Here is a 26,723-nt window from a genome sequence, read left to right on the forward strand (position 1 = left end):
ATCAGATCCACATCATCCGATGGGATCCGATGGACGACGGCTGGACAGCCTGGATTGGAACCAGTTGAGACAGCGATCGGAAACCCGATCGGGCTGATCGATGTGCGGAAGATGTCCGCAGTCCGCAAACTCTTCAACACGGTTCTGAAGAATGAGAGCCGCTGCTTTCTTCTGCGGGGCCCTGAGAATCCTGTCATTGGCACCCCAGATCACATGCAGCGGCTGATCGGGAAGCGGTGTGCCGCATCCGGAAAATCCTCCGCTTCGCGCAAATGCGGCCAGCGCTTCCGCCCATCCAGGACATTGCAGATGCAATGAGGCAATCTGCTCCTCCGCTGCGCCCACATCGGCGTCTGGATCAGCAAAGGCCTGGCGGCAAAGACCTCGACGCACGCCAGGTCGACTGAGGAACCAGGCGCCGAAGCGATCAAGCAAGGGGGGCACAGGCATCGGCCTGCCTGTCAGTCCTGCGGGGGCAAGCAACATCAGGGCTTCGATGTGCCTGGGGTGGCGGCGGGCCATTTCCACTGCGACGGAGCCTCCCATGGAGGCTCCAATCACGCCGCACTGAGTATCTACCGGCAGGTGTTCAAGCAGTGCATCCAGGTGGCTCAGCACTTTTTCAGGCCCGTAAACCGCATCGAGGGGACGCGGGGAGAAACCGAAACCGAACAAATCCGGAATGAACAGTTGATATCGCAGGCTCAACAATGGTGCCAGTCGCCGGTATTCCAGAAAGCTGCTGTCGAAGCCATGAAGCAACAGCAGTGGAGGACCCTGACCGAGAACAGCAACAGGGAAGGGTGCGTCAACGCCGAGTTCAGGAAGTTCCCACCATTCCAGTTGGTCGACCAAAGCTCTCGCTTTCGGATCCAGGAGGTCGGTTTTGAGAGAGTTGAGCAGCGCTTTCAAGGCAGCACTGGACTTGTTTCAGCAGCGCCCACAAGCGCTTCCATCAACGCACCAGGTGTGACCTCGAACGGGAGGTGATGCAGATCAGATCCAGCTCTGCAGGCGAACTGGCAGACCTGTTGGAGCTGGTTGAGGCTCGCGTGACCAAGACCAAGGTCGTCCAGGCACACCGGCAGACCCAGCTCCCGAAGCAATGGCAGCAGCTGGCGGTGGGCCTGCGCCGCAAGACGGTTGCCACCCAAGCGCTCCTCGAGACGCAACTGGACAAGAATGCCGAAGCCGACCTTCTCGCCATGAAGAACGGCGTGGCAAGCTTCCAGTTGTGTCAGTCCGTTGTGCACGGCGTGAGCTGCGACCGTTCGACAGCGTGCTCCACCTAGACCACCGATCACGCCGGCTGTCAGTCCACAGGCATCAACGACTCGCTTCCAGGCCACCCCTCCCGGTTCCCGAATGGCGTCGAGACTGTCGATCAGCAGCTGGTCACGCAGCACTCTGGCCATCTGAACAGCCTGTTGGATCACGCCGTCACGACTTGATCCACTGCTGACAGACGCTTCGTACCACTTGGCCAGAGCATCAGCGATGCCGCTGGCAAGCGTTCGGACAGGCGCCTTCAGAAGCAGCTGATGATCGAACACCAGGAGGTCCGGGCAGCGCTTGAGGCCCTGATCACGCTCGAAGGCGCCATCAGGGCTATACAAATTTGAGAGCGCAGTCCATCCGGCGCAGGTTGCTGCGCTCAGAGGAACCGTGACACAGGCGACATCCAGTCGATCAGCAAGCAGTTTCCCTGCGTCGAGAACCTTTCCTCCACCTGCGCTGATCACTCCATCGCAGGATTGCCTGATGAAGTCTTTCTGGATCCGCTGAAGATCAAGCTCACAGCAATCATGTTCAAGGTTCTGCTGATACACCTTCAGACCGTTGGCATTGAGATCGCAGCAGAGCTTCGATCTGAGTGCTTCGGTTGACTGACTTCGTCCGAGCAGCAGAGGGTTCTTGAAGAGTCTGGAAATCGAGGCCTGCGACTGATTCCATGCTCCCGACCCGCGAATGACCTGGGCAGGAGCGATGGAATGAACAGAAACCTGGCTGGAACTGGTTGTTGGAATCATCCAGGTCAGAGACCGGCGCCGGCAAGTGCGGGTGTTTCGCTGGGCGTCGCGGTGAGGTGCTTCACCACCACCTTGCCATCTTCAACATCCACCTCAGCGGAGTCGCCGTCCTTGATGCGTCCAGAGAGCACCTCTTCGGCAAGGCTGTCTTCGAGCAGTCTCATCACTGCTCTGCGGAGTGGGCGGGCGCCATAGGCGGGGTTGTAGCCCTCTTCAACGAGACGCTCCTTGAAGGCATTGGAAACGGAAAGGCTGATGCCCTTTTCACCGATACGGTTGAAGACCTCACGCAGCATGATCTCAGCGATTTGTTTGACCTCTTCGCGATTCAGTTGTCTGAACACGATGATTTCGTCAAGTCTGTTGAGGAATTCAGGCCGAAAATACTGTTTCAGCTCTTCATTGACCAGAGAACGAATCCGGTTGTATTGATTTTCCTCAGCATTCTCGCCGGAGAATTCAAAGCCAAGTCCTCCGCCACCTTTCTCAATCACCTTCGAGCCGATATTCGACGTCATGATTATCAGAGTATTTTTGAAGTCCACCGTGCGACCTTTGGAGTCGGTGAGACGTCCGTCTTCCAGCAACTGAAGGAGGAGATTGAACACATCGGGATGCGCTTTCTCGATCTCGTCGAACAAAACAACGGTGTAGGGACGGCGCCGTACCGCTTCTGTGAGCTGACCTCCCTCATTGAAACCAACGTATCCAGGAGGTGAACCGATCAGTTTGCTGACCGTGTGTCTCTCCATGAATTCCGACATGTCGAGGCGGATCATGGCGTCTTCGCTGCCGAAGAAATAAGCCGCCAGAGCTTTCGTGAGTTCCGTTTTACCCACACCTGTCGGACCGGAGAATATGAAGCTCGCGATCGGACGATTCGGGTTCTTGAGGCCAACGCGCGCCCTGCGAATCGCCTTGGAAACGGCTTTGACAGCTTCGTCCTGGCCGATCAGACGCTTGTGAAGCGTTTCTTCCATGTTGAGCAGCTTGACCGACTCACTTTCTGTGAGTTTCTGCACAGGCACACCTGTCCATGAAGCCACAATCTGGGCAATGTCTTCCTCACTCACAACCGGCGTGGTGGATTCGGAAACAGCTGTCTGGATATCCGTTTGTTCGGAGCTGACATCAATTGGATCGACAGCAGGCTGAGAGGCTTGAGCGCTTTCGGAAGCGTCGGTCGAAGCGTCTTGCCGGCTGTTCTGCAGAAGCGTGCGGATTTTTTCACGCAGCTCCACTTCCTTATCTCTCAACTCACCGGCACGGGCGAAGTCCTGCTCGCGCACTGCGTCTTCCTTGTCTTTCTGCACGGTGCGCAGTTCCTTATCAACCTCTTTGGCTTCAGGGGGAAGTTTGGAGTTCAGCAGGCGCACACGACTGCCAGCCTCATCGATCAGATCAATGGCCTTGTCGGGCAGGAAACGATCGGAGATGTAGCGATCGCCAAGTGTCGCTGCTGCTTCGAGTGCCTCATCGGTGATCCTCAGACGGTGGTGCTGTTCATAGCGCTCACGCAGTCCGCGCAGGATCTCAATGGTGTCTTCGATGGATGGTTCGCCGACATTGACCGGCTGGAAGCGGCGCTCGAGTGCCGCATCACGCTCAATATGTTTTCGATATTCATCGAGTGTTGTTGCACCGATGCATTGCAGTTCGCCCCGTGCGAGGGCTGGTTTGAGGATGTTGGCTGCGTCGATGGCTCCCTCGGCAGCACCTGCTCCGATCAGGGTGTGAACTTCGTCGATCACAAGGATCACATTGCCGGCGCCTTTGATCTCCTCCATGATTTTTTTGAGGCGTTCCTCGAATTCACCGCGATATTTGGTTCCTGCCACCAGCAGGCCGATATCGAGAGTGAGAACTCGCTTGTCCTCCAGGATGTCGGGAATATCACCCTGTTGAATCCGCTGCGCCAGACCCTCGGCAATGGCGGTCTTGCCGACTCCTGGTTCGCCGATCAGAACAGGGTTGTTCTTGGTGCGGCGTCCAAGGATCTGAATCACACGGTCGATTTCGTTATGGCGTCCAACCACAGGGTCGAGCTTGGCTTCACTTGCCAGCTGGGTGAGATTGCTGCCGAACTCATCCAGAGTTGGTGTCTTGGTGGATCCTTTGGCACCAGAACCACCACCGCCACCGGCACCCACTTCGGCTGTTTCACCGAGCATGCGGATGACCTGAGTCCGCACTTTGCCAAGATCCACACCGAGGTTCTCGAGCACTCGGGCTGCAACACCTTCACCCTCGCGGATCAGACCCAGAAGTAGGTGCTCAGTGCCGATGTAATTGTGACCAAGCTGTCGTGCTTCCTCGAGGGACAGCTCAAGGACGCGTTTCGCTCTCGGTGTGAAAGGGATTTCAACGGCAACAAAACCTGAGCCACGTCCGATGATTTTTTCAACCTCGACGCGGGCGTCTTTGAGGTTCACTCCCATCGACTTGAGAACCTTCGCTGCAACACCGGTTCCTTCGCCGATCAGACCGAGCAGGATCTGTTCAGTGCCTACGAAGTTGTGACCCAGACGGCGTGCCTCTTCCTGGGCAAGCATGATCACCTTGATGGCCTTTTCGGTAAACCTCTCGAACATCGCTAAGGCCGACTGCTGTTGAACCCAACCTATCAGGGCTGAACGGGTTGTTGTGGATGAATGATCCACAAGGCACATCCCAGTGATGTTGCGGGTTGACTGCCACAGATTGTATTAATCAATGCCGGAATGTGTTGGGTTATTCGGGTTGATCAGTGCGGAAATCCCTACCACTACCGAATTGCTCGCGACTGAAGCAGGGCATCGTCACCGTTGGCGAAGTATCCCTTCCTTCGGCCGATCGTGGAAAACCCGCAGTGCGCATACAGGCCTTGACCAGCAGCATTCGTCGCAGAGACCTCAAGACTGGCTTTCACGGCCCCGAGTGAGCGGCCCTGTTGGATCAATGCCAGGAGAATTCCCGCGCCAAGACCTCGACGCTGATGGCGTGGATCCACCGCCACCGCAGTGATCTGAAGCTCATCCACCACCAGCCAGGCCGAGGCGAGGGCTATCAGGGTTTCATCCTGCGCGTCAGTGCCCATCACAAGCCTGCTGGACTCAGACAGTTCCCGCTGCCACTGCTCTCTGGTCCAGAGACCTTTCAGGGAGGTCCGATCAAGCCTCAGGCAAGCCTCCAGATCAACAGGACCCAGTTTTCTTGTGCTGATTGCGACTTCAGCCTTCAAAGCAGAACTGACCGGGTGGCGCGCCTCCTTACATTGCCTGTCCGACCGAACCGATGTTCCATGCCACAGCCCTACGAATCAGGGTGTGATCTGAACAGCCCGAATCGCAACCTTGCGCCGATCACCGCTGAACTCGACGAGCAGGGCCGTCTCGCGGTCGGAGGGTGTGCCCTGAGCGAATTGGCCAAGCGCTACGGCACCCCGCTTTATGTGCTGGATGAAGTGAGCATCCGTCAAGCCTGTCAGGCCTATCGCGATGCCCTCAAGCGTCACTACCCAGGTCCATCACTGGCTATTTATGCCTCAAAAGCCAACAGCTCGCTGGCCCTGACAGCACTGGTGGCCTCAGAAGGACTTGGGCTGGATGCCGTTTCGGCCGGAGAGTTGATGACGGCGCTCGACGGCGGCATGCCCGCAGAGCGGATCGTGCTCCATGGCAACAACAAGTCTGTCGAGGAGTTGGCCCTGGCCTACCGCCACGACGTGATGGTGGTGGCGGATAACCAGCATGACCTCGATTGTCTGAAAACCATCGTTCCTGATGGTGGGCAGCCTGTTCGCCTGATGCTTCGCTTCACGCCAGGCATCGAATGCCACACCCACGAGTACATCCGCACCGGTCATCTCGACAGCAAGTTCGGGTTTGATCCCGATCAGCTGGAGCCTGTGTTGCGCGAACTTCAGAACTCCCCCTGGGCGAGGGTTGAAGGCCTTCATGCCCACATCGGTTCACAGATTTTCGAGCTGGAACCGCATCGCGACCTGGCTGCTGTGATGGCGGATGCTCTGCGTCTGGCCCTTGAGCTCGGTCATCCCGTTCGGGATCTGAACGTCGGCGGCGGGTTGGGAATCCGTTATGTGGAGAGTGATGACCCCCCATCCATCGATGCCTGGGTGAAAGTGGTGGCTGAAGCCGTTGTGGTGGCCTGCAAGGAGCGTGATCTCGAGTTGCCGCGCCTGCTCTGCGAGCCAGGAAGATCCCTGGTGGCTCCCGCTGGTGTGACCATTTACACCGTTGGCTCCCGCAAGGTTGTCCCCGGCATCCGTACCTATCTGTCGGTGGATGGAGGGATGAGCGACAACCCCCGGCCGATTACCTATCAATCGCTTTACACAACATGCCTGGCTGACCGTCCAATGGCAGGAGCTGAGGAAACGGTGACACTTGCTGGCAAGCACTGCGAGTCGGGTGACGTGCTGCTCAAGGATCTCGCCTTCCCCGCCTGCAGCAGTGGAGAAATCCTGGCGATCTTTGCCACAGGCGCATACAACGCCTCGATGAGTTCCAATTACAACCGCATCCCCAGGCCTGCTGCCGTGCTTGTGCATGCAGGCGATGCCGAGCTTGTTCAACGCCGTGAGCAGCCCGAGGATCTGCTGCGTTACGACCTGATGCCTGAACGGTTGCGCTCTGTAAACTGAGTGAACTCTGGAGGAGAGGCCAAACGTGTTGGAGGTGTTGCAACTGCGCCTTCTTCTCGACGTTCTCTTTGCCTCTCTCCTCGGTTTTCTGTTGTTCACCAGGGTCAACGAGCAGCGCACGCTGTGGTTGCTGCGGGGCTACCTCTTCCTTGTTGCGCTGGCCTGGTTCGTCAAGCGTTTTTTCAATCTTCCACTGACCTCAACGCTGATTGACGCGTTGGTTCTGGCTTGTTCGCTGTCCCTGGCCATTCTCTGGCAGGGAGAGCTGCGTCGCCTGATGGAGCTGCTCGGTACTGGGCGTCTGGCCGTCTTGCTCGGCAATCCTCAGAGCAAGATGAGAGCGACCGCAAGCACAGTGGCGCAGCTCACCGATGCGGCGGGCCGTCTATCCAAGGGCCGACGCGGAGCGCTGATCGTTGTTGATCTCGGCAGTGACCTGAGGCCAGAGGATTTTCTAAACCCTGGAATCACCATTGACGCTCAGCTGAGCAGCGAACTTCTGCTCAATCTGTTCGCTTCCGATACGCCTCTTCATGACGGCGCCGTCGTGATCAAGGGCAGCCGAATTATTTCTGCCGGCGTGATCCTGCCCCTTTCGCGTCAGGGCATCAGTCGCTATGGCACTCGCCATCTGGCAGCTCTTGGAATCACAGAACGCTTTGATCGCTGTATCTGTGTCGTGATCTCCGAGGAGACAGGCACCCTGTCCCTGGCGAACCAGGGACGTCTCGAACGGCCCATCACCAGTTCACGACTTCAGGATCTGCTCACCGACTTGATTGCTGCTTCTGTGTCGACCACACCTGTGAAATCACCATCCCCGCGTAGCGTGACCGCAGGCAATCAGGATTCCCCCACTTGAGCCAACGACTGGCCGTCAGTACTGATCCAGCGGCATCCCGGTGCTGTCCCGAAGGATTGGATCCACTCAGGATTCCAAGTCATGTTGCTGTGATCATGGATGGCAATGGACGCTGGGCTAAAGCGCGTGGTCTCCCCCGTGTGATGGGTCACAGGGCGGGAGTTGAAGCTTTGAAAGCCACGCTCAGGCACTGCAGTGACTGGGGTGTGGGCGCACTCACCGCCTATGCCTTCTCCACGGAGAACTGGTCACGCCCTGATGATGAGGTGAATTTTCTAATGACCCTGTTTGAAAGTGTTCTTCAGCGGGAGCTGCAGGCGCTTGAGGATGAACGGGTGCGGATTCGCTTCCTCGGAGATCTCGATGCACTACCGGTCAAGTTGCAGGAATTGATTTTCGAGGCCACGCAGCGCACCTCGAGCAACACCGGCATTCATTTCAACGTTTGCACAAATTATGGAGGTCGCCGCGAGCTAGTGCGTGCGAGCCAGAGACTCGCGGAACGTGTGGCCCGCGGAGAGCTGGAGCCCTCACAGATCGATGAGCATGCTCTATCGGCTGAGTTGTTCACGGCAGGGGAGCGTGATCCGGATCTGTTGATCAGGACGAGCGGCGAGAGGCGGATCAGCAATTTCCTTCTCTGGCAGCTGGCTTACGCCGAGATTCATGTAACGGATCTCTGCTGGCCGGATTTTGATGCAGAGGCGCTTGAGCTCGCTCTGCTGGATTACCAGGGCCGTCAGCGACGTTTTGGTGGGCTTCATTCCATCGAGCCCCACGCTCTGGGATCCTGAGGGCAGCGGCAATGGTGGCTGGTTCTATGACGGACACGGTGGAACTGCGCCACGACTGGAGTCTGGAGGAGATCCAAGCCCTGCTTGACCTTCCCCTGATGGATCTTCTCTGGCGCGCCCAGGGAGTTCATCGGGCCGCCAACCCTGGCTACAGGGTTCAGCTGGCATCACTGCTGAGCGTGAAAACCGGTGGCTGCGAGGAAGACTGCGCCTACTGCTCACAGTCGATGTACCACAGCAGTGATGTGGGTGGCCAGGCCGATCTGGAGGTGAAGGCTGTTCTTGACAGAGCCCGTGCTGCCGCCGATGCAGGCGCAGACCGCTTCTGCATGGGCTGGGCCTGGAGGGAGATCCGTGAAGGACCGGCCTTTGAGTCGATGCTGAGGATGGTTCGAGGAGTCCGTGAGCTCGGCCTTGAAGCCTGTGTCACAGCAGGAATGCTCACCGATACGCAGGCGGAGCGACTGGCCGAGGCGGGTCTCACGGCATACAACCACAACCTTGACACCAGTCCTGAGCACTACGACCGGATCATCACCACCCGCACCTATGAGGAACGGCTTGAGACTCTCGAACGTGTCCGTCGCGCCGGAGTGACGCTTTGCTGCGGCGGAATCATCGGCATGGGCGAAACCCTGCGCGATCGAGCTTCGATGCTGAGGGTGCTTTCCTGCATCGATCCTCATCCGGAAAGTGTTCCTATCAACGGTCTCGTGGCCGTCGAGGGAACACCGCTGGAGGGGTTGCCCACGGTTGATCCCCTCGAACTGGTGCGGATGGTGGCTGTCGCCAGAATCCTGATGCCGTTCAGCCGAGTGCGGCTGAGTGCCGGTCGGGAACAGCTCAATCGTGAGGCTCAGATCCTCTGTCTGCAGGCAGGTGCCGATTCGATTTTCTATGGCGACACACTGCTCACAACGGGTAATCCGGCCGTGGATTCGGACCGTGCTCTGCTGGAGGCTGCCGGAGTTCAGGCCAGCTGGCAGGAACAGACGTTCGCGACCCAGCCAGAGCAGGAGAAAGCCGCGGCATGACGGCTGTCCAGGCCGAATCCCCACCATTTCTCGTGGCGGCCTTCTATGCCTTCACGTCGGTGTCGCCAGCTGACCTGGAGTCCTTGCTGACTGATCTGCCGTCACTGGCGCGTCGTGAACATGTTGTCGGCTCGGTCTTGCTGGCACCGGAAGGGGTGAACGGCACGATCAGCGGTCCTGATCAGGGTGTGGCGGAAATCCTGAAGTGTCTGCGCGCCACCATCACCCTCGGAAGTGCCCACTTCGAGCGTCTTCAGGTGAAGCGAAGTCGCACCACGCGACCTGCCTTTCGCCGTTTCAAGGCCCGACGTAAACGCGAAATCGTCAGCCTGGGCCAAACGTGCGCTGATCCTCGCCGCACCGTGGGGCTGTATGTAGACCCCTGCGACTGGAATGAGCTGGTGGATGACCCTGAGACGCTGGTCATCGATACCCGCAATGCCTATGAGGTCGCAGTGGGCAGCTTTGTTGGCTCCCTCGATCCCTGTACGGAGAGTTTCAGGGACTTTCCCGACTGGGTTGAACAACGCCTCCGCCCCCTGGTTGAGCAAACGTCACCTGCGCGGATCGCCATGTTCTGCACCGGTGGCATTCGCTGTGAGAAGGCGAGCAGCTTTCTTCAGCAGCGCGGATTCCCCAAGGTTCATCATCTACAGGGAGGCATCCTCAACTACCTCGAGCAGGTGCCTGAAGAGCAAAGCCGCTGGAGGGGGGAGTGTTTCGTGTTTGATCAGCGTGTGGCCCTCAACCATCAGCTCGAGCAGGGCGAGCATCGGTTGTGCCACGCCTGCGGTCTGCCGCTCACGCCGAAGCAGCGAACACTGGAGAGCTATATCCCCGGTGTTCAGTGTCTGCAATGCATCGACCGGTTCACCGATGCCGACCGGGCACGTTTCGCGATGCGGCAGAGCCAGCTCAGACAAGCCCTCTCTTCAACCTCGGCAGTTCGTTCAACAACACCTCGCTCGCAGGAATGAGCGGTCGGCCCGTTCTCTACAGCTTCCGTCGCTGTCCTTATGCCATGCGCGCACGCTGGGCAGTGCTGCAGGCAGGACTGCTGGTCGACTGGAGAGAGATCAAGCTCCAGCACAAGCCGGCACCGATGCTGGAGCTGTCTCCTAAGGGCACGGTTCCTGTTCTGGTACTTGCCGATGGCACTGTGATCGATGAAAGCCTCGAAGTGATGCTCTGGACGCTCGCACAGGCTGATCCGCGCGATCTCTGCAGGCAGGGCTCCGTCAGTCAACAGACCTGCATCAGAGAGTTGATCAATCTCAATGACACCACTTTCAAGCATCATCTGGATCGCTTCAAATACACCGATCGCTATCCCGGTGAATCAAAAGCTGAGCATCAGCGCCAGGGGTTGCTGGTGCTCCGGAACTGGTCTCAGCGGATCGAAGACCAGGGTGGCTGGCTTGTGGATTCGAGCTGTTCGCTTGCCGATGGAGCCCTCTGGCCGTTTGTACGCCAGTGGCGAATTGCCGATCCTGAAGGATTTGATTCGGATCCAACACTAGAGCCCCTGCGTGAGTGGTTGAATCGCTTTCTGCAGGATCCTGGCTTTGAGCGCCTGATGCAGAGGACTGACCCATGGCATCCCGCTGGTCTTCAGCCCCACTTCCCCGCTGATGCCGTGGATGTCCCCATCGACCAGCCTCTGTTTCATCTGGCGATGGCGGAGGACTGGACAGTCGCAAAGCAGTCAGGCGACTACCGCATTTCCACCCGTGGTTTGAGTCTGGATCAGGTGGGATTCATCCATCTGTCCTGGCTTGAGCAGGTGGCAAGCACCTTTGATCGCTTCTATTCCGATGCCGGAGCGGTTCTTCTGCTCACCATCGATCCTGCATGCCTGAGCTCGCCGCTGCGCGCCGACGCGATTCCAAGCGGTGAGCTGTTTCCACATCTCTACGGTTCATTGCCCCTTGCGGCGGTGGTGGAGGCGGAGGCTTATCGGGGGGCGAATCTGTGATCCTCGATCAATTGGAGAAGCAAGCCCGTCAGAGAGATCTGCTGCTGAGGCTTCAGGTTGCTCGTCCACTGGGGCTGTGGAGTCTGCGGTTGGTGGTGGCCCGATCTCACTCGCAGCGACTGCAGCTCCTCGGCGAGATGAAAGCTTGGGCCTACAGCGCTCCCAGGGGATTGCAACTGGACACCATGCGCGTTCTTCCAGGCGCTCCTGCAGGCTGCGGCGATTTGATTTGGGCAGCAACGATGGCCTGGGCGATGGAGAGCACCCCATGCCGCAAGGCCAGATTGCTGGCTATTCGCGATGACGAACGCCAGCATCAACGGCTTGTGCGTTACTTCAGGTGGCGAGGATTTGAACCTTTGCGCGAGGTGCAGGCTGCCCTCTGGGATTTACCGCTGCGCATGGTCTGGGGAGGTGCTGGCGAACTGATGCTTGGAGATTGTGAGCAGGTTCGGGACAGGGCACTGATGCGTTGGCATCAGTCGGCTGCGTGATAACTGCTACGAACCAGTGGGCCACTCCGCACAACAGCGAAGCCCAGATCGCGAGCAATTGATCCAAGCTCATCGAATTCATCGGGATGCCAGTAGCGGGCGACAGGGATGTGGGCCAGTGAAGGGCGCAGATACTGACCGATGGTGATTCGCTGGCAGTCGACTGCTCGCAGATCGCGCATGGTTTCGATCACTTCCTCCCTGCTTTCTCCAAGCCCCAGCATCAACCCGCTTTTGGTGGGAATGTCCGGTGCCAGTGTTCTTGCGGCGGCCAGAAGTCCCAGCGATCGCTCATAGGTGGCTCCCCTGCGAACCTCCCGCTGCAACCGCTGCACTGTCTCAAGGTTGTGGTTGAAGCAAACCGGCGCCGCATTCAGCACGGTCGCCAATCGCTGGCGCTGGGCTGCAACGGCTTTCCGGGAGTCAGCGTGCCCACCCCAGAAATCCGGGGTCAATACTTCGATGGCAATCAGGGGATTCCTGGCTCTGATCGCATCCATGGCAGAGGTGAACAGGCAGGCTCCATGGTCTGCGAGGTCATCGCGCGCAACAGCGGTGAGCACGACGTAGCGCAATCCCATGGCAGCCACAGCATCGGCCACCTTTTCCGACTCCATCGGGTTCACGGCCTGGGCTCGACCTTTCTCCACCTGGCAGAACGCGCAGCTGCGGGTGCAGATCGAACCTCCAAGCAGGAAAGTCGCGGTGCCGGCGGCGTAACACTCACCTCTGTTGGGGCAGCGTCCCTCCTCACAGATGGTGTGAAGAGCATTTGATTTCACCAGCCCCTGAACGCGTTCGATCGCTGAGGCTTCTCCAAGTGGACGACGCAGCCAGTCGGGCAGTCGCTCGTGCGGCTGAATGGTCGAAAATCGGCTCGTTTTACGCACACCTGGGCAGGAGGCTTCCTTCAGGGTGGCTCCATTTCCGTCAAGAGAGAACCTGATGGCTGACTCAACACCTGAGGCGACTGCTTCCCTGGAATTCAGTCCACATCACGTCGACCTTCGAGGGCCCGGCTGAGGGTGACATCGTCCGCGTATTCGAGTTCGCTTCCCACCGGCAGCCCGTAAGCAATGCGGCTGACCCTGGTGAATGGCTTCAGCAGCCTTGCCACGTAGAGGCTTGTCGTGTCGCCCTCCACGCTGGGGGTGAGCGCGAGGATCACTTCCTCAACGTTGTCATCGGCCACCCGCCTCACCAGGCTGCTGATCTGCAGCAGATCCGGCCCGATGCCATCCATCGGAGAAATAAGCCCTCCCAGAACGTGATAGCGCCCGCTGAATTCCCGTGTTCGTTCCAGAGCGAGCAGATCCCTTGAATCCGCTACCACGCAGATCAAACCGTTGGCGCGCTCCTGGTTTTTACAGATTTCACATGTTGATTCAGCACTGAGGTGAAAGCAGGTCTGGCACTGCCCCACCTGGGTGCGTGCGGCCAGCAGGGCATCCGCGAAACTGCGTATCTGCTCTTCCGGTTGGCGAAGCAGATGCAGGGCCAGTCGCTGTGCGGTGCGGGGACCAATCCCCGGGAGTCGCTCGAACTGATCGATCAGCCGAGCAAGGGGTCGGGTGAATCCGCTCAGAGCACCGTGGCGAGTGGCGAAAATCTAAACAGGTGATGCGGCGGGCAGAATGGCGCGCATCGGGCCAATTTCATTTCAACTCTCAATGCGCTCATTGCTGCGTCAACCGCTCCGGTCATTGCTCGTTCTGCTCTGTGTGCTGATGCTCAGCGCCTGCGGCGGTGCAGGTGCAGGCCTCAACTCCTTTAAGAGCCCTGATGGCCGCTACGCCTTCCTCTACCCAACCGGCTGGACTCGGGTCGCTGTGACCGGTGGCCCTGCCGTTGTGTTTCATGACCTGATCAACAGTGATGAGACCGTGAGCCTGGTGGTCTCCGATGTTGATGCCGAGGATGATCTTCAGACGCTTGGCAGTGCCGTTGCGGTAGGCGAGCGGCTCAGGCGCGAGGTGATCGCTCCTGATGGCAGTGGTCGGGATGCCGATCTGATCGAAGCGCGTGAGCGTGAATCAGATGGTCATGTTTTCTATGACCTTGAATACGCCGTGCATCTTCAAGACCGTGATCGCCATGAACTGGCAACAGTGGTGGTGGATCGAGGCAGGCTCTACACCCTGGCAACCAGCACCAATGAAGATCGCTGGCCCAAGGTCAAGGCCCTGTTCGAATCGGTGATCAGTTCCTTCACGCTGTTGATCTGAAACGTCGGACGTTGCTCCGAACTGTCTCCAAATACCAGCAGTGACTTTCCTTCGTCAGCAAGATGGCGGTCATGACCACGCCTTCCCGTGTTGAGCGTCTTCGTGGCCGATGGAACGGCCTCTCCGACCATCAGCAGGTCGGTGCTGCTCTGGTTGGTGTGGGTGCTCTTTTCGGAGCCTGGCTGCTGTTCTGGCCAGTGCCCACCGAAGTTGAGGGACGTGGCGTTCTGATCTATCCCGACAATGCCGGGATCCTCAATGCCAGGGCCGGCGGTCAGGTGCTCAGCATCGACACCAAGGTTGGTCAGCGCGTTCGCAGAGGTCAGGTGCTGATGACTCTGTACCTGCCGGTACTGGAGAGGAAGCTTGATCAGCAGAAGGGAAACCTGAGCCAGTTGGTGCGCCAGAACGACGAGCTTGACGAGCGCGATGCACTTCGCATCCGCACAGCCAAGCTCGCTCTCGACACCGCGCTCTCCAAGCTGGATGACGATGAGAAGCGCTTGGCCAGGCTTCAGGCGACTTACGCCAGCAAGGTCGACAATCTCAACTGGCTGGCCAGAAGGGAGGTGGTGGCACCCCTGGCTCAGGAGGTGGTGGCTGCGGAGCAGGGCCTTACCACCACGAGTGTTCAGCTGGATGACATCAAGATCCAGCGCAAGGACCAGACCACCAATTTCCAGCAGATCAAGCTCAACATCGAGACCGAACAGCTGGATCGTCGTTTTCAGATCGATGATCTCAAGCGGGCGATCAAAGTGATGGAGGCCAGGATCGCTTTCGACGGCACTGTCACTGCGGTGCGCAGCGGCACGGTGCTTGATCTTCAGGTGATCCAGGGGCAAACGGTCAAGACCGGTGATCGCCTCGGCACCATCGGTCGCAGCAGTCGTCCCCCCAAGGATGTCAGCGCAACCGGTGGTGATCTGATCGCTGTCTCGTATTTCTCCCCTGCAGATGCCCGACGCCTCCCTGTCGGCCTGCCTGTCGAGGTTGTGCCTCTCTGGAACCAGCGTGGACGTTTCGGTGGGATCGTCGGCAAGGTTCGCAGCGTGCTCACGCTTCCCGCCACCCAGGAAGACATCTCAACCACGATCGGGAATAACCAACTGGCGGAAGCACTCGTCAAGCACGGACCGGTGATGCGTGCCGAGATCGAGCTGGATCGTCACTCCAGCACGGACGACGGTTACCGATGGACGCTTTCTAGGGGGAGTGGGGTCTTCCCGATCCGTGAGGGGCTCACCGTGGATACCTTCGCCTACGTGGAGTGGCGTTCACCAGTGACCTACGTCCTTCCCGGACTGCGTTCCATCACAGGGGGCTTCCGTACCTTCCGCATCGATCGTTTCTGGGATCTGCCGTTCCTGCGGCAGCCGGGTACCCCTCTCTGATGTTCTGATTGTTCATGGCACTGCGTCCCCTGCTTCGTCAGGAACTTCCCTGGCTGTCTACGGAGCTTGTTCTGTTGATCGTGCTGCTGAATTCCAATCCACCTGAGTTGTGGTTCTGGCTGGTGGTGTTTCTGGTGATTTTCGGCTACCGGATTGAGCGATGGTGGACGTCCAGGCCGCCTGCAGAGAAGTGATTTTCTGATGCTCTCGGGCATGCCTGTATGGCACGAAAGAGGGATTGGCTTTCCGGTCGATCTCTGCATCCCACGTCAGCTGGAGTTGATCAAGACCTGAATTGTTCACCACAGATTTACCAGAACCTCTGAGCTTCTCCACCAGGTCTGTGCAGTGGAGTTCACCAGAAGGGCTGTGACCTTGGAGGAGTCGAGGGGGCAACACCCCCAAACATTCACACTCTTCTCAAATGTTTGTTCTTTCATTACTCAGCAAGGCAGCTCTTCTTTCCACTGATGAGCGTGTTCACCAAAAAATCGCGATGTCACGAGATTTTGGTGATGCGATGCAGAAGCTATTTGTTGAGCCAAGCAAGCCAGATGAAACCGATCGTTGGAACTCCATCACAAGCCCCAATCTTTTGCGACCTTGGGAGGGGTACACCAGAATGTTGGGTCTTTCTCAACCCCCAACGGGTTTTAAAGCTCTGGATTTGCCTGACCGCCTTAAGCGCGCAGACTCTCAACTTAATGACCGGATCACAGGTGAAGTGAAAAAGGTCTTCACTGGAACTTCAGATGAAATGCAATCGGTTGAAGGTCAAGACACCTTCCGTTCGGGTAACGTCGACTTTGGAGCATTCGATCAACTGACCGGAAATGATGATCCTCTGACTAGTTTCGACGCTGCTTCATTCGAGTCAGATGATAGTGATCATGCTGTTGGAGGTGGTCCTCTCAAGTATGTAGGAAAACAAGTAGGGAAAGGAGTGGCAGAGCAGGTTGCCAAAGAAGTCGCAAAACAGAACGCTAAGCAAGTCACTCGTGAAATGATCAAGCAAGGTGTTAAGGAAGGAGTCAAGGAGGTTGCACAAGAAGCTGCCAAACAGGCCGCAAAGAATCCATTGCTGACTATCTCTAGGGAAGGGGTCAAATATTTCGCAGGTTTTTTTGGAATCCAAATAGGATCAAAATTTTTTAACCAAAATTCTGATGTTAGTGAAATTGAATCTGATACAGCTGGTCGGGCTTCTGGTTTTGTATTGAATAGTGAGCCTCAAGTTATTGAAGCTTTAAATTTGGCGACTGGTTCATCGTTCAATTTGAATTCAGATACTGATCAGTCTGCGAGTGAATTGCTTGTTCCTGGATCAACTGTTTCGGAATTGAATCCCAAAACTGATGCCAGCCAGCTCCTGCTCGCATGATCAATCTCAACAACTTCTGCTCCGTCAGAAATGGCGGGGTTTTTTATTGCCTGCTCACTGCCCTTAACGCGAACTTCAGAGCCAAGGCTGAAATCGGGCTAGAGCTAGTTCCCTTCATTCAGGGTGATCCAGTTCGTCAAACGAGAAACCTTCCAGGGTGAGTTGTCTGGGGATAGTTGCGTTGGGATCCCTTGGCATGGGAAGGAGTTCCCGCAGCAGCTGGGCATAGGTCACATTTACATCCACGGTCGCGATCAGTCGTTTCACCAGTGAATCCACCAGTTGCGTCTGCGTCACCGAAAGATCCACTTCGTTGGTGAGCCCTGTTTTGTAGCGGAGTGAGCTGTCACGAAAGGCTTCCTTTGTGGCGCCCGCCGCACGACGAGCGGACACCAGCTTGGCGAGACTCGCTTCATGGTTCAGGAAAGCGCGCTCGAGGCGAAGCCGGATGCTATTGCGCGTGGAGGCGTAGGACTGACTCGCCGCCTGTTCCTGCATTGACAGGGCCTTCACAGCGTTGGCCGTCGCACCGGCATTGAAGATCATCCAGTTGAAGGCGAGCCCCACTGACCAGTCGTATCCAGCCACCTGCTCGAGAGGCAGAAAGCTTGCACCGCAACATCCTCCGCCCAGCAGGGAAAAGTTGAAGCTGCGCTCCACCGAGGCCATCCCACCCACTGAAGCGAACAGGCTCAGCCTGGGCAGAAGCTGTGCTGCCGTCTCATCCTGCTGCAATGCCAGGGCCCTTCGGGTCGCGAGAATCGCTGCGAGCTCAGGGTTGCTGTTGTAAGCAGCCAGCAGCGACTGTTCAAGACTCAGCGGCCAGGCTGGCGCCAGAGTGATCGAATCGCCGGCACTGGGAATCACGTCGGCAGGCAGGTTCAACAGTGCCCACAGCTCTCGTCTTGCAACCGCACGATCGGCCAGAGCCTGAATGAGTTCCTCCTGATCGGTGGCGAGGGTCGCACTTCGGCGCAGCAGATCCACGCGGGGAACCAGACCTGCCTGTTTGAGATTGAGTGCGTCTTCAAGCACGATCAGATCGGTTCGCACAACCGCATCCCGGATGCGTACGAGCTGTTCATTCAGCTGAAGCCGGTAATAAGACTCACTGACTTCGAGCTGAAGGGCTCTGAGCTGATTGGCGTACTTCTGCTTGAACTGTTGCAGCTTTTCAGCGGCGGAGCGAATCCTGGGTGTGCGGGCAAAGTCGATCAGCGCGTAATTGAGTTGCAGTCCCGCGAGGAAATCAATTCCGTTGGAATCGGAAGACAACCCACCTCCCGCCGGAACGTAGAAAGGTCCGGCGCTGCTGCTGCTGACCGTGTCGCCTTTCTTGGTCAGCGCGAAGTTCGGGGTTTGCCCGTCTTTCGCGAACAGCGGACCAAACCCGTATGTGTTGTTGCCGTAGGGAGAAAAGATCGTGCTGCCGTTCTGGAACCCCTCCACATCGGCAAACACACTGACCGTGGGCCAGTAAGCACCAGAGAGTGAGGCGACACTGGCACCCTGGGCATCAATCTGTTTGCGCTGAATCTGCAGCTCTGTGTTGTTGCGGAAGGCGATTGCGATCGCCTGTCTCAGGCTCACGGATTTCACACGTGAGCTCTGATCAGCAGCCCCACGCAGGCTGAGAGGCGCATCTGGAATGGTGTCCTCAGGCCCGAGTTCTGCGCCGGCAGGACGGTTGGCGTCCAAGAGACTGGAGGGCAGCTCAGGCGTCTGAAGGTCGTCCGAGGCCTCCGGCACTGGAGCTGGGCCCAGCAGGATGTCCAGATTGTCGAGCTGCCTGTTCAGTTCGCTCCAGCTGCGCTCGAGCTGATAAGTGTTGCCTCCGTAGTTCAGGCGCGCAGGATCCCCACCAGCAGGGTTTGCCTGGGATGCCGCCGGCAGCAGCAGGCCAACAAATGGGATCACTGAAGACCCCCTGATGAACGACCTGATCAAGGGGTGAGCATGGAATCCATGAAGCTCCTGATCCTGACGCCGCTCAACGACTTCAGCGAGTTGCAGTGACAGGCTTCGATCCGGCCATGCCCGGCAGACAGTCGTGCAGCACCGATGCTCCGTGTTCGATCAGGGATGTTCGCAGCACGATCTGCCGCATCCGTTCAGGTGCGATGTCCGCGTCTCGTCCGGCACGGTCTTCATGCACTTCCAGATTGGCCGTCAGCTGTCGAGCCGCTGCTTCTAGATTCCGGTTCAGTTTGCTCAAGCTCTTCAGATCCAGGCATTGTTTCCCCACTAGATCAGGCCGGCGCAGATTTCCGGCTAGGGCTGTCATCAGTTCGATCTGACAGTTGAGAACGTCAGCCTCCTGCAGATGCAGCACTTTGATGAAGGGTGGTGACTGAACCGGTGCCGGCAGTCCTCGCAAGCCATCCAGCACCGACATCAGTTGCGAGATCAGAAGATCCAGCTCCGTCCAGAGCTGGTGCAGCGGGTGGTTCTCTGGATTTAGACCCAGTTCCACCTGAGCCTGGTCCCGTCCTTGTCTCAGAGCATTGATCTTGTGCAGGAGCTCGGTGCGTCTTGCCCGCCGTCGGGTGATGGGGACCCGTTTGGGTGTGACGTCTTTCAGCTGTTGTTGTTCAAGCCGGAATTCCTGAATGAGTTCGTCGATGAATCTGGCGAACTGCCGATGCAACGAAGGGATCGTGCCGCTTGGCCAGATGTAACGGGTCGCCCACAGCGAGAGTGCGACGCCGAAGGCTGTCCAGAACAGACGCGACATCCCCCAGGTTGTCTCCTCGGCGTTGTGGACCAGCCAGCCCATGATCACGATGTTGCCGGCGACCTTATAGCCGACCTGTAATCCGAGGGCGCCACCCAGCAGACGAACACTGGCGAGGGCCAGACCGAGGCCCAGAGGAAGCGGCAGTTGCAGACCGCGGGAAAAGAGCAACACGATCACAACACCCATCACCGACCCGAGGATGCGTTGAATGCTCAGCTTCATCGAGTTGCCGTAGCTCCCCGAAAGAACCGCTGCGGTGGATAGGGGCACGTAGAAGCCGAAGGGCACCTGGTTCATCAGTCCGAGGCCCGCTCCAAGACCCGTCACCAGTGCGAGTCGAATGTCGGATCGCATGATCCAGGGATTGGTCTGTTTCCTGGGATCGCTCATGGTGACCGCTCGGCATTGAGTCGTTGCTGGCAGATCAGCACACGTCGAAAGCGTGTCACCTGCTCTTCGAGAGCGATCCGTTGGGGTAACGACAACTCTGAAACACAGCCACTCAGATCCAGCCGGGTTCGGGTCGCTGGATTTTCTGTCAGATATCGTCCCAGAGCAGGGAGATATTCAACTCTCTTGTTTCGATGAAGCCGCTCGATCAGCCGTTCCACCAGCAGCCATCGCATCTGCTGACTGCGCCAAAGACTGAGGCACTGGTGCCAGCGATCGCGATTCAGTCGCTGCACATGTCGAGGTCCCAGGCTCATTTCTACGTTGACCAGACGCTGTAGCTCGAGCAGCTGTTTGGTGATCACCGCAGGCTGAATTCCCGGCGGTGGCGACCCCTTGCCCTGAAGTGCATGGCTGTGGGCTTTGATTCTTTTCTGCAGCAGGCTGGTGAGTTGCTCGTCAAGTTCCTGCATGCGCGCCAGTCGGTTCTTCGGCCAGAGCAGACGTCCCATCACCAGAGCCACGACGATTCCCACCAGGGTGTCGATGCTGCGGTTGAAAACGTAGTCCCAGCTGAGCGACGCATATTCATGAATGCCGAGGAACATCACGGTCACCGTCACGGCCGTGGATATGCCGCTTGTCCATCCGAACCGTCGCAGCAGTGGGATGGAGATCAGCAAGCTCACGAGGATGCCCGCCCAGCCGGTCACGATCGTGTGCACCAGGAAGGTCACAAGTCCACCGGTCAGGGTTCCGAGAATGCGTCCGCGCGCAGCTCTCAGACTGTTCTCATCCTGGTCGTCGACGATGAGATTGACCGCCAGCAGCGGATACCAGAGATAGGTGATGCGCTGAAAATGTTGAGCGATGGCACACGTGATCAGGATGCTTACTCCGAGCCTGATGCTCTGTCGCAGCAGATTCCTGTTCACGGATGTAAGCGCCGGCGACGCCATTGTGGTCGTCTTGGGCAGCGAAGTCTCGTCGCCTACTCAGTACAGGAAGCGATAACGCCAGCTGCTGGATTCGCTTGCATCACTACCGCTCTGATCAGCAGGCCATGCAGTGTCGAGGTAGCTGATGCCGTTTCTGTAGAAGGGGCGAGCGTCCAGACGCTCGGTTTCCAGTTCCGTCAGCCCCATGGCTGTGATCAGTCCGCCCAGCTCCATGGCTCCGAGGTCAGTCTCGAGATTGTTCCCGGCTTCCCTGATCAGCGCGGGCAGCTTCACGAGATGTTCAGGTCTGGTGAGCCGGCTGAACAGGCTCTTGAGGACGAGCTGCTGTCTTTCCAGACGACCGAGATCTCCTTCCTCGTCGTGTCTCCAGCGCAGGAAGCCCTCAAGATCATGCCCCTTGAGCAGCTGAGGGCCGGGCTGCAGGTCGATCAGCAGCCCCTGACTGTTGTCGCGGTAGTAAAGGCGTTTCGGAACGTCGACCTCAACACCGCCCACCAGATCACTGAGTGTTCGTATTCCGTTGAGATTGACCAGGATGTGATGGTCGATCGGTCTGCCCATCAGTCGGGAAAGTTCGGTCTTTACCGCTTCGTGCCCCCCATAGGCGTAGAGGGCATTGGCCTTGACGGGGCCGAAGCTGTGGGAATCGATGAAGCTGTCCCTGGGGATCTGAGTGATTGAGGTGCGACCTGACTCGACTCTCAGTGTGAAAATCGCATCGGTGTTTCCACCGCCGTCGTCAACACCGAGCACGAGGATTTCCCGGTTATCGAAGACCGACCAGGCTGAAAAGGGATTGCTGACGGGCAGCAGAATGGGTGCCTCGGAGTCGGGCATCAGTGAGCGACTGAGAGGAATCGCCAGCAAAAATCCACCTGTCAGCCCAATCATGGCCGAAAGGATCAGGGTTCTTGGCCGAACTCTTCTCACGTCATCCATCGGTGTACTTTAAGCCTGAAATCTCCATTTCTTAATCATTTCTTTCCTGAATCGTCTAGCTCAGGTCAGGGGTTCACTGATCACCATCGAAGCGCAGTTCAGCAAAGACACCAGATTGCTGGTCCGATCGCTCGTTGGGATCGGAAGTCCTGCGACCTGGCGACGCTGAGACCGCAGGATCACCAGATCGTGTTCGCGGCTGCTGCGTTCGATCTTCGCTTCAACGCCAGGACCTGATGCGAGTTGAATGCGAATCACAGAAGCTGTGTTGCTGCGTGGCTGCCAGCGACGCAGCTCATGCTCGATCCGGATCCGCTCGAATCGATTCAGACGTGGATCCACGATATGCAGAAGTGTGATGAGGCACTGGTCTCCGGACTCGCAGGCCAGAAGCCTCTGAGCCAGTTCGAACTGTTCCCGTGCACTGGCCGACAGATCCTTGATCGGAACCAGGATCCGCTGCAGTGAGTCGACCTGACGTCCTGCCAGGTTCAGGACCACAACAGGGCAGTGAGCCGTGCGGCAGACCCCGTCCACCAGATCACCGAAGAACCAGCGCCTCACCTTGTCCGGCCGACCTGCTCCGATCATCAACAGATCCGCACCTTGTTCCAGGGCGCTGCGGCTCATCCCTCCTGCGATGTCCTCATCCAGTCGCAGCAGGCACCTCGTTCTGACCTCCAGGTCTCTGCCGATGGCCGCAGCCTTGGACAGGCGATCCCTGGCGGATGCAAGGGCACGATTCAGTCCTCCTCGCGCCTCCTCAAGGCTGGGACAGACCAGGGCGAGAGGCAGCAACTGACCCTGCGTTTGAGAACCACCACTGAGCAGTCGAGAGGCAATGCTGAGAAGTCCCTGTTCCGTGGAGGGATTGGCAACAGGAACAACGATGGTCAGGGGGCGACTGACGACATCGATCGGAGCGTCATCATCTGTCAGGACGACGTCGTCATGATCGGCGGGGATGCTCCTCGGTCTGGCCGGCTCCACCAGTCGCCGCACCGATCGTGCCGTGAGAATGGGACCAAGGGTGGCTGTGACCACCATCATGGCCAGAACAGCGTTCAGAACTGTCTGATCGAGCAGTCCCGCTTCGTATCCAATGAATGCCGAGGCCAGTGTTGCGGCGACCTGAGGCATGGCCAGTGACCACATCATCACCATCTGGTTGCCGTTGTATCGGAATGCCCGACCGGCAATCAGGCTCACCATTCCCTTGCAGCTGATCACGCCAATCACCATCAACACCGGCAGCTGGAACTGAGTGATGGAGTCTTTGAGACTGCTCAGATCAAGCAGCAGGCCGAGGTGAATGAAGAAGATGGGGATGAACAGAGCCGCACCGACCAGAATCACCTGTTGTTTTGATTTCCCCTCAGGCAGCACGGAGTTCACTGCCAGCCCTGCAAGAAAGGCACCGACGATTTTTTCCACCCCGGCAACCTCAGCGCCGAGCGAAGCGAGGAACAGAATCAGAAGGATGGTGAGAAAAATCCGACTTTCGTCGTTGATGCTTCCGCGAAAAATCCTGCGTCCGACCATGCGAATGATGGCGACGACTGCGAATGCGAAGATCGCGACACTGGCGATCAGGCCGGCCAGGTTGGCCAGGGAAAAGGATTGCCTGCCAAGACCGATCGCGATGGCAAGCACAACCAGCGATGCGATGTCGGTGAGGATGGTGCTGCCGACACTGACGACAACGGCTTCGTCTCGCTGAGCGCCGTAACTGCGCACGATCGGATAACCCAGAGGCGTGTGTGTCGCAATCAGGGTGCCGATCAGCAGGCAGGGCACCAGTGGATAGCCGAGAAGCGCGCCGATGGCTCCACCCGTCGCCATGCCTCCGACAAAGTGGAGAACACCAATGGTCAGCGACCGGCTGCGCACCCGGTTGAATTCCTCGAGGTCGATCTCCAGCCCCACGATGAAGAGAAGGTAGATCGCGCCGATATCAGAGACGAGCTGCAGGGTTTCACCCTCCGGTTGCAGAAGATTGAGAACACTGGGGCCCATCAGGACCCCGGCGAGCAGGAGGCCGACAAGATCGGGAAGCCCTGTGCGTCGGAACAGGGGTGGAACCAGCATTGCCAGTGCAACCAACAGGGCGAAGGAACCGAGTGGCTGGTGGACCAGATGGGCGAGGGAGTTGAGCCCCGTTGCCGTTGCAGCGAGCAGGTGGAGCATCAAAGGATCAGCGCTTCGTTGCTGCCGAGCCCTGCCTGAACGCGCCAGAGGTCGGCGTACACACCAGATTGACGTAGCAGCTGTTCATGGGTGCCGTCTTCGACGATGCGACCGTGATCCATGACAATGATGCGATCGGCGTGCCGAACGGTGCTGAGTCGATGAGCAATCATCAGTGTGGTTCTGTTTGCGGTGATGTGCATCAAAGAGCGCTGGATTGCAGCCTCGGTGTCGTTGTCCACCGCGGCGGTGGCTTCATCCAGAATCAGAACAGGCGCATCCTTCAGGATCGCCCTCGCCAGTGCGATGCGCTGACGCTGACCGCCGGACAGCCTCTGCCCCCTCTCGCCCACAATCGTGTTGAACTGCTTTGGAAGTGCCTGGATGAACTCCAGTGCTTCGGCGTCGCGTGCGGCACGATGCACTGCCTCCGGGGATGCGTTGGGTGATCCGTAAGCGATGTTGTCACCCACACTGCCGTGGAACAGGTAGACGTCTTGACTGACGAGTGCGATTGACCGCCGCAGATCATCGAGCCGCAGTTGATCAATTGGAATGCCATCCAGGAGAATTTGGCCTGTATTCAGTGGATAAAGCCGCAGAAGCAACTTCACCAGTGAGCTTTTGCCCGCACCGGTGGCTCCGACAATTCCCAGTGTGCTCCCTGCGGGAATGGTCAGATCGAACCCTCTGAGCAGAGTGGAACGGCTTCGATAGGCAAAATCGACATTTTCATAACGAATGTCTCCCCGCACCTGATCCGGTTGAAGGCAGCGGCTTCCACCGGCGATCTGAATCGGTGTGTCAATCAGATCCAGCACCCGATTCGTTGATGCCATGGAGCGCTGGTAGTCGTCCAGTGTGTGACCGAGTGTCGTCAACGGCCAGAGCAACCTCTGGGTGATGAATACGAGAAAACTGTAGGTCCCAACGGCGATCAAACCATTCGATGCCTTGAGCCCCCCAATCACGAGGATTGCCAGAAATGCGAACAGAATCGCGAAGCGGATCAGTGGAATGAAAGCGGCGGAGATCCGGATGGCTTCCCTGTTGCATGTCCTGTAGGCATCACTTTCCAGGCGCAGCTGCTCAAGTTCCCAGCCCTCTCTTGCAAAGCTCTTGATGGTCAGCATGCCGCCAAGATTGTTGGTGAGCTTCGAGGCCATATCTCCGGCCCGCCGGCGTACCTCGCTGTAGCGGGGCGCAAGCCGGCGCTGAAAACGCAGTGAACCCCAGACGATCAATGGGATCGGCAGGAAGGCGAAGAGCGTGACACCGGGAGCCAGCGCGGCCATCACACCTCCCACCAGCAGAACGGTGGTGATGAGGTGCAGAATTTCGTTGGCTCCGTGGTTGAGAAACCGCTCAAGCTGATTGATGTCATCGTTGAGCACTGTGAGCAGTCTTCCGCTGCTGTCGTGTTCGAAGAAATCCATCTCCAGACTCTGGAGATGGTCATAGGCCTCGAGACGCAGGCTGTGTTGGGTGTTCTGGGCAAGGTTGCGCCAGAGCAGGCCATAGAGATATTCGAAGAAGGATTCTGCGGTCCAGACCAGAAAGGTCAGAGCTGCCAGCACGATCAGCTGGCTTGACACGGTTGTGGCACCCAGCTTGGCGAGCCAGGAGGTGTCCTGCTTCACCACGACATCCACTGCGAGGGCGATCAGCACCGGTGGAGCCAGGTCGAAGATCTTGTTGATCACAGAGCAGCTGGCAGCCAACCACACACGCCTCCGGTAAGGGCGCAGATGTTGAAACAAGCGGATCAGAGGCGCCTGCTCTCCGGCACGGGGCTTCGCTTTGGGCATCCGCTCGGGGCGATCATTTCTTCATTCAAGCGTTGTGTTGCGCCATCATTCCCACGGTCTTTCAGCCGCGTTAGACCTGAAACAGAGAACGAGGAAGTTGTATGACCCGTTCACGTGCGCTCAATCGCTTTCATCGCTATCTGGCACGACGCCATCGCCAGAATCTGCGTTGCCAGCTTCCTGCTGCTCAGTCTGAATCGAGTGGATCTGAGGCCCTTGATGTCAGTGATCGTCTGATGCGCCGTGCTCTTCAGCGCGATCAGCAGCTGGAGTGCTTCGAGCAGGAGCCAGCTCGCTGAGCCGGCTCCAATTCAGTGATCACCAGCGGTTTCCGCCACCACCGCCACCGCCGTAGCCACCATCACCACCGCGGCCGCCGCCACCGCCGTAACCACCACGGCCGCCGCCGCCGCCACCGCTGCGCTCTCTGGGAGTGGCTTTGTTCACGCGAATCATCCGACCCATCCACTCAACGTTCTGGAGGTCATCAATCGCTTTCTGCTCGTCTTCGTCGCTGTTCATTTCAACGAAGCCGAAGCCGCGCTTGCGACCGGTTTCTCTGTCAAGGGGAAGGCTGGCGCTCTTCACTTCGCCGTACTGGCTGAACAGGTCGAGCAGGTCTTCCTGCTCTGCCTGGAAGGAGAGATTGCCGATGTAGATGGTCATTTCCTGTTGGGACCGATGGACATTTGATCAGTGAAGCCGTGGTCCGAATTGGAAAGTCCTTGATGCTGTAGCCGAAAAGCTGAAGCCGGGGGGAGCGAGCCGATCAGAGCCGAACGTGAAGCTGATGCCCCAACACGCTACAGCCTGGACAGCGGGGATATGCGGAAACAGAGTTTGCTTTTTTGAGGGCGTGTTGAAGAGCGGAG

At 58.1% G+C, this 26,723-nt stretch carries 25 protein-coding genes; 12 read left to right on the forward strand and 13 right to left on the reverse strand.

The annotated features are described in order from the left end of the window. Nucleotides 1-12 precede the first annotated feature (12 nt). The 4 genes from SIB56_RS02165 to SIB56_RS02180 form a co-directional block, all read right to left on the reverse strand. Complete coding sequence (locus SIB56_RS02165) at nucleotides 13-912, reverse strand: alpha/beta fold hydrolase (protein WP_413324975.1); 900 nt, start codon at nucleotides 910-912, stop codon at nucleotides 13-15. Further along, nucleotides 909-2,030, reverse strand: a complete 1,122-nt coding sequence (locus tag SIB56_RS02170; RefSeq protein WP_413324976.1) for an iron-containing alcohol dehydrogenase family protein — start codon at nucleotides 2,028-2,030, stop codon at nucleotides 909-911. The genes SIB56_RS02165 and SIB56_RS02170 overlap by 4 nt, the downstream gene beginning before the upstream one ends. A 5-nt stretch (nucleotides 2,031-2,035) precedes the next feature. Further along, complete coding sequence (locus SIB56_RS02175) at nucleotides 2,036-4,621, reverse strand: ATP-dependent Clp protease ATP-binding subunit (protein ID WP_413324977.1); 2,586 nt, start codon at nucleotides 4,619-4,621, stop codon at nucleotides 2,036-2,038. A 173-nt stretch (nucleotides 4,622-4,794) separates the two neighbouring features. Further along, on the reverse strand, nucleotides 4,795-5,250 hold the full coding sequence (locus SIB56_RS02180; protein ID WP_413324978.1) for a GNAT family N-acetyltransferase: 456 nt from the start codon (nucleotides 5,248-5,250) through the stop codon (nucleotides 4,795-4,797). Nucleotides 5,251-5,310: 60 nt separating this feature from the next. Here SIB56_RS02180 and lysA point away from each other — a divergent pair, with 60 nt between their 5' ends. From lysA to SIB56_RS02215, 7 genes are read left to right on the forward strand one after another with little or no spacing between them, the layout of a single operon-like run. Next, on the forward strand, nucleotides 5,311-6,672 hold the full coding sequence (gene lysA / locus SIB56_RS02185) for a diaminopimelate decarboxylase (RefSeq protein WP_413324979.1): 1,362 nt from the start codon (nucleotides 5,311-5,313) through the stop codon (nucleotides 6,670-6,672). Nucleotides 6,673-6,700: 28 nt separating this feature from the next. Then, entirely contained in the window at nucleotides 6,701-7,534 is an 834-nt protein-coding gene (cdaA, locus tag SIB56_RS02190; protein WP_413324980.1) for a diadenylate cyclase CdaA, read from the forward strand. Continuing rightward, nucleotides 7,531-8,328: an isoprenyl transferase gene (locus tag SIB56_RS02195; protein WP_413324981.1), complete on the forward strand. Its 798-nt coding sequence runs from the start codon at nucleotides 7,531-7,533 to the stop codon at nucleotides 8,326-8,328. Before cdaA ends, SIB56_RS02195 begins: the two co-directional genes overlap by 4 nt. A 26-nt stretch (nucleotides 8,329-8,354) precedes the next feature. After that, nucleotides 8,355-9,362: a biotin synthase BioB gene (gene bioB, locus SIB56_RS02200; protein WP_413327045.1), complete on the forward strand. Its 1,008-nt coding sequence runs from the start codon at nucleotides 8,355-8,357 to the stop codon at nucleotides 9,360-9,362. Further along, nucleotides 9,359-10,339 (forward strand): rhodanese-related sulfurtransferase, encoded by a 981-nt coding sequence (locus tag SIB56_RS02205; protein WP_413324982.1) that lies wholly within the window; start codon nucleotides 9,359-9,361, stop codon nucleotides 10,337-10,339. Before bioB ends, SIB56_RS02205 begins: the two co-directional genes overlap by 4 nt. Further along, a complete protein-coding gene (locus SIB56_RS02210) occupies nucleotides 10,336-11,337 on the forward strand; it encodes a DUF952 domain-containing protein (RefSeq protein ID WP_413324983.1) in 1,002 nt (333 codons plus the stop codon). Before SIB56_RS02205 ends, SIB56_RS02210 begins: the two co-directional genes overlap by 4 nt. After that, nucleotides 11,337-11,831: a hypothetical protein gene (locus SIB56_RS02215; protein WP_413327047.1), complete on the forward strand. Its 495-nt coding sequence runs from the start codon at nucleotides 11,337-11,339 to the stop codon at nucleotides 11,829-11,831. The genes SIB56_RS02210 and SIB56_RS02215 overlap by 1 nt, the downstream gene beginning before the upstream one ends. Here SIB56_RS02215 and lipA read toward each other — a convergent pair. Together lipA and recR are read right to left on the reverse strand one after the other, a co-directional pair. After that, on the reverse strand, nucleotides 11,816-12,721 hold the full coding sequence (lipA, locus tag SIB56_RS02220) for a lipoyl synthase (RefSeq protein WP_413324984.1): 906 nt from the start codon (nucleotides 12,719-12,721) through the stop codon (nucleotides 11,816-11,818). The two genes, SIB56_RS02215 and lipA, sit on opposite strands and share 16 nt — an antisense overlap. Before the next feature lie 95 nt (nucleotides 12,722-12,816). Beyond that, nucleotides 12,817-13,386, reverse strand: a complete 570-nt coding sequence (gene recR / locus SIB56_RS02225) for a recombination mediator RecR (RefSeq protein ID WP_413327049.1) — start codon at nucleotides 13,384-13,386, stop codon at nucleotides 12,817-12,819. A gap of 115 nt (nucleotides 13,387-13,501) precedes the next feature. Here recR and psbP point away from each other — a divergent pair, with 115 nt between their 5' ends. The 4 genes from psbP (at nucleotide 13,502) to SIB56_RS02245 (ending at nucleotide 16,831) form a co-directional block, all read left to right on the forward strand. Continuing rightward, entirely contained in the window at nucleotides 13,502-14,056 is a 555-nt protein-coding gene (gene psbP, locus SIB56_RS02230; protein WP_413324985.1) for a photosystem II reaction center PsbP, read from the forward strand. Between the two features lie 71 nt (nucleotides 14,057-14,127). Beyond that, nucleotides 14,128-15,450 (forward strand): NHLP bacteriocin system secretion protein, encoded by a 1,323-nt coding sequence (locus SIB56_RS02235; protein WP_413324986.1) that lies wholly within the window; start codon nucleotides 14,128-14,130, stop codon nucleotides 15,448-15,450. 14 nt (nucleotides 15,451-15,464) lie between these two features. Next, complete coding sequence (locus SIB56_RS02240) at nucleotides 15,465-15,644, forward strand: hypothetical protein (protein WP_413324987.1); 180 nt, start codon at nucleotides 15,465-15,467, stop codon at nucleotides 15,642-15,644. Between the two features lie 230 nt (nucleotides 15,645-15,874). Continuing rightward, a complete protein-coding gene (locus SIB56_RS02245) occupies nucleotides 15,875-16,831 on the forward strand; it encodes a hypothetical protein (RefSeq protein ID WP_413324988.1) in 957 nt (318 codons plus the stop codon). A gap of 114 nt (nucleotides 16,832-16,945) precedes the next feature. On the opposite strand, the gene SIB56_RS02250 is transcribed toward SIB56_RS02245, so the two are convergent. From SIB56_RS02250 to SIB56_RS02275, 6 genes are all read right to left on the reverse strand, one after another. Beyond that, nucleotides 16,946-18,748: a TolC family protein gene (locus SIB56_RS02250; protein WP_413324989.1), complete on the reverse strand. Its 1,803-nt coding sequence runs from the start codon at nucleotides 18,746-18,748 to the stop codon at nucleotides 16,946-16,948. An 82-nt stretch (nucleotides 18,749-18,830) separates the two neighbouring features. Further along, nucleotides 18,831-19,958, reverse strand: a complete 1,128-nt coding sequence (locus tag SIB56_RS02255; protein WP_413324990.1) for an FUSC family protein — start codon at nucleotides 19,956-19,958, stop codon at nucleotides 18,831-18,833. Continuing rightward, complete coding sequence (locus SIB56_RS02260; protein WP_413324991.1) at nucleotides 19,955-20,917, reverse strand: FUSC family protein; 963 nt, start codon at nucleotides 20,915-20,917, stop codon at nucleotides 19,955-19,957. Before SIB56_RS02260 ends, SIB56_RS02255 begins: the two co-directional genes overlap by 4 nt. A gap of 36 nt (nucleotides 20,918-20,953) precedes the next feature. Continuing rightward, entirely contained in the window at nucleotides 20,954-21,808 is an 855-nt protein-coding gene (locus SIB56_RS02265) for an LCP family protein (protein ID WP_413324992.1), read from the reverse strand. Between the two features lie 108 nt (nucleotides 21,809-21,916). After that, entirely contained in the window at nucleotides 21,917-24,043 is a 2,127-nt protein-coding gene (locus tag SIB56_RS02270; RefSeq protein WP_413324993.1) for a cation:proton antiporter, read from the reverse strand. Further along, on the reverse strand, nucleotides 24,043-25,851 hold the full coding sequence (locus tag SIB56_RS02275; RefSeq protein WP_413324994.1) for an ABC transporter ATP-binding protein: 1,809 nt from the start codon (nucleotides 25,849-25,851) through the stop codon (nucleotides 24,043-24,045). Before SIB56_RS02275 ends, SIB56_RS02270 begins: the two co-directional genes overlap by 1 nt. A 101-nt stretch (nucleotides 25,852-25,952) precedes the next feature. On the opposite strand from SIB56_RS02275, the gene SIB56_RS02280 reads away from it, so the two are divergent. Next, complete coding sequence (locus SIB56_RS02280) at nucleotides 25,953-26,150, forward strand: hypothetical protein (RefSeq protein ID WP_413324995.1); 198 nt, start codon at nucleotides 25,953-25,955, stop codon at nucleotides 26,148-26,150. A gap of 19 nt (nucleotides 26,151-26,169) precedes the next feature. Here SIB56_RS02280 and SIB56_RS02285 read toward each other — a convergent pair whose 3' ends face one another. Next, on the reverse strand, nucleotides 26,170-26,517 hold the full coding sequence (locus tag SIB56_RS02285) for an RNA recognition motif domain-containing protein (protein WP_413324996.1): 348 nt from the start codon (nucleotides 26,515-26,517) through the stop codon (nucleotides 26,170-26,172). Nucleotides 26,518-26,723: the final 206 nt, after the last annotated feature.

Origin of the sequence: Synechococcus sp. MIT S9503, assembly GCF_047304175.1 — a bacterium.
Taxonomy (GTDB): domain Bacteria; phylum Cyanobacteriota; class Cyanobacteriia; order PCC-6307; family Cyanobiaceae; genus Synechococcus_C.

Coding starts and splice junctions, on each gene's coding strand:
- SIB56_RS02170 (WP_413324976.1), bottom strand. CDS start 2,030: ATGATTCCAACAACCAGTTCCAGCCAGGTTTCTGTTCATTCCATCGCT.
- SIB56_RS02175 (WP_413324977.1), bottom strand. CDS start 4,621: ATGTTCGAGAGGTTTACCGAAAAGGCCATCAAGGTGATCATGCTTGCC.
- lysA (WP_413324979.1), top strand. CDS start 5,311: ATGCCACAGCCCTACGAATCAGGGTGTGATCTGAACAGCCCGAATCGC.
- bioB (WP_413327045.1), top strand. CDS start 8,355: ATGACGGACACGGTGGAACTGCGCCACGACTGGAGTCTGGAGGAGATC.
- SIB56_RS02205 (WP_413324982.1), top strand. CDS start 9,359: ATGACGGCTGTCCAGGCCGAATCCCCACCATTTCTCGTGGCGGCCTTC.
- SIB56_RS02210 (WP_413324983.1), top strand. CDS start 10,336: ATGAGCGGTCGGCCCGTTCTCTACAGCTTCCGTCGCTGTCCTTATGCC.
- psbP (WP_413324985.1), top strand. CDS start 13,502: ATGCGCTCATTGCTGCGTCAACCGCTCCGGTCATTGCTCGTTCTGCTC.
- SIB56_RS02235 (WP_413324986.1), top strand. CDS start 14,128: ATGACCACGCCTTCCCGTGTTGAGCGTCTTCGTGGCCGATGGAACGGC.
- SIB56_RS02240 (WP_413324987.1), top strand. CDS start 15,465: ATGGCACTGCGTCCCCTGCTTCGTCAGGAACTTCCCTGGCTGTCTACG.
- SIB56_RS02245 (WP_413324988.1), top strand. CDS start 15,875: ATGTTTGTTCTTTCATTACTCAGCAAGGCAGCTCTTCTTTCCACTGAT.
- SIB56_RS02255 (WP_413324990.1), bottom strand. CDS start 19,958: ATGAGCGATCCCAGGAAACAGACCAATCCCTGGATCATGCGATCCGAC.
- SIB56_RS02260 (WP_413324991.1), bottom strand. CDS start 20,917: ATGGCGTCGCCGGCGCTTACATCCGTGAACAGGAATCTGCTGCGACAG.
- SIB56_RS02265 (WP_413324992.1), bottom strand. CDS start 21,808: ATGATTGGGCTGACAGGTGGATTTTTGCTGGCGATTCCTCTCAGTCGC.
- SIB56_RS02270 (WP_413324993.1), bottom strand. CDS start 24,043: ATGCTCCACCTGCTCGCTGCAACGGCAACGGGGCTCAACTCCCTCGCC.
- SIB56_RS02275 (WP_413324994.1), bottom strand. CDS start 25,851: ATGCCCAAAGCGAAGCCCCGTGCCGGAGAGCAGGCGCCTCTGATCCGC.
- SIB56_RS02280 (WP_413324995.1), top strand. CDS start 25,953: ATGACCCGTTCACGTGCGCTCAATCGCTTTCATCGCTATCTGGCACGA.
- SIB56_RS02285 (WP_413324996.1), bottom strand. CDS start 26,517: ATGACCATCTACATCGGCAATCTCTCCTTCCAGGCAGAGCAGGAAGAC.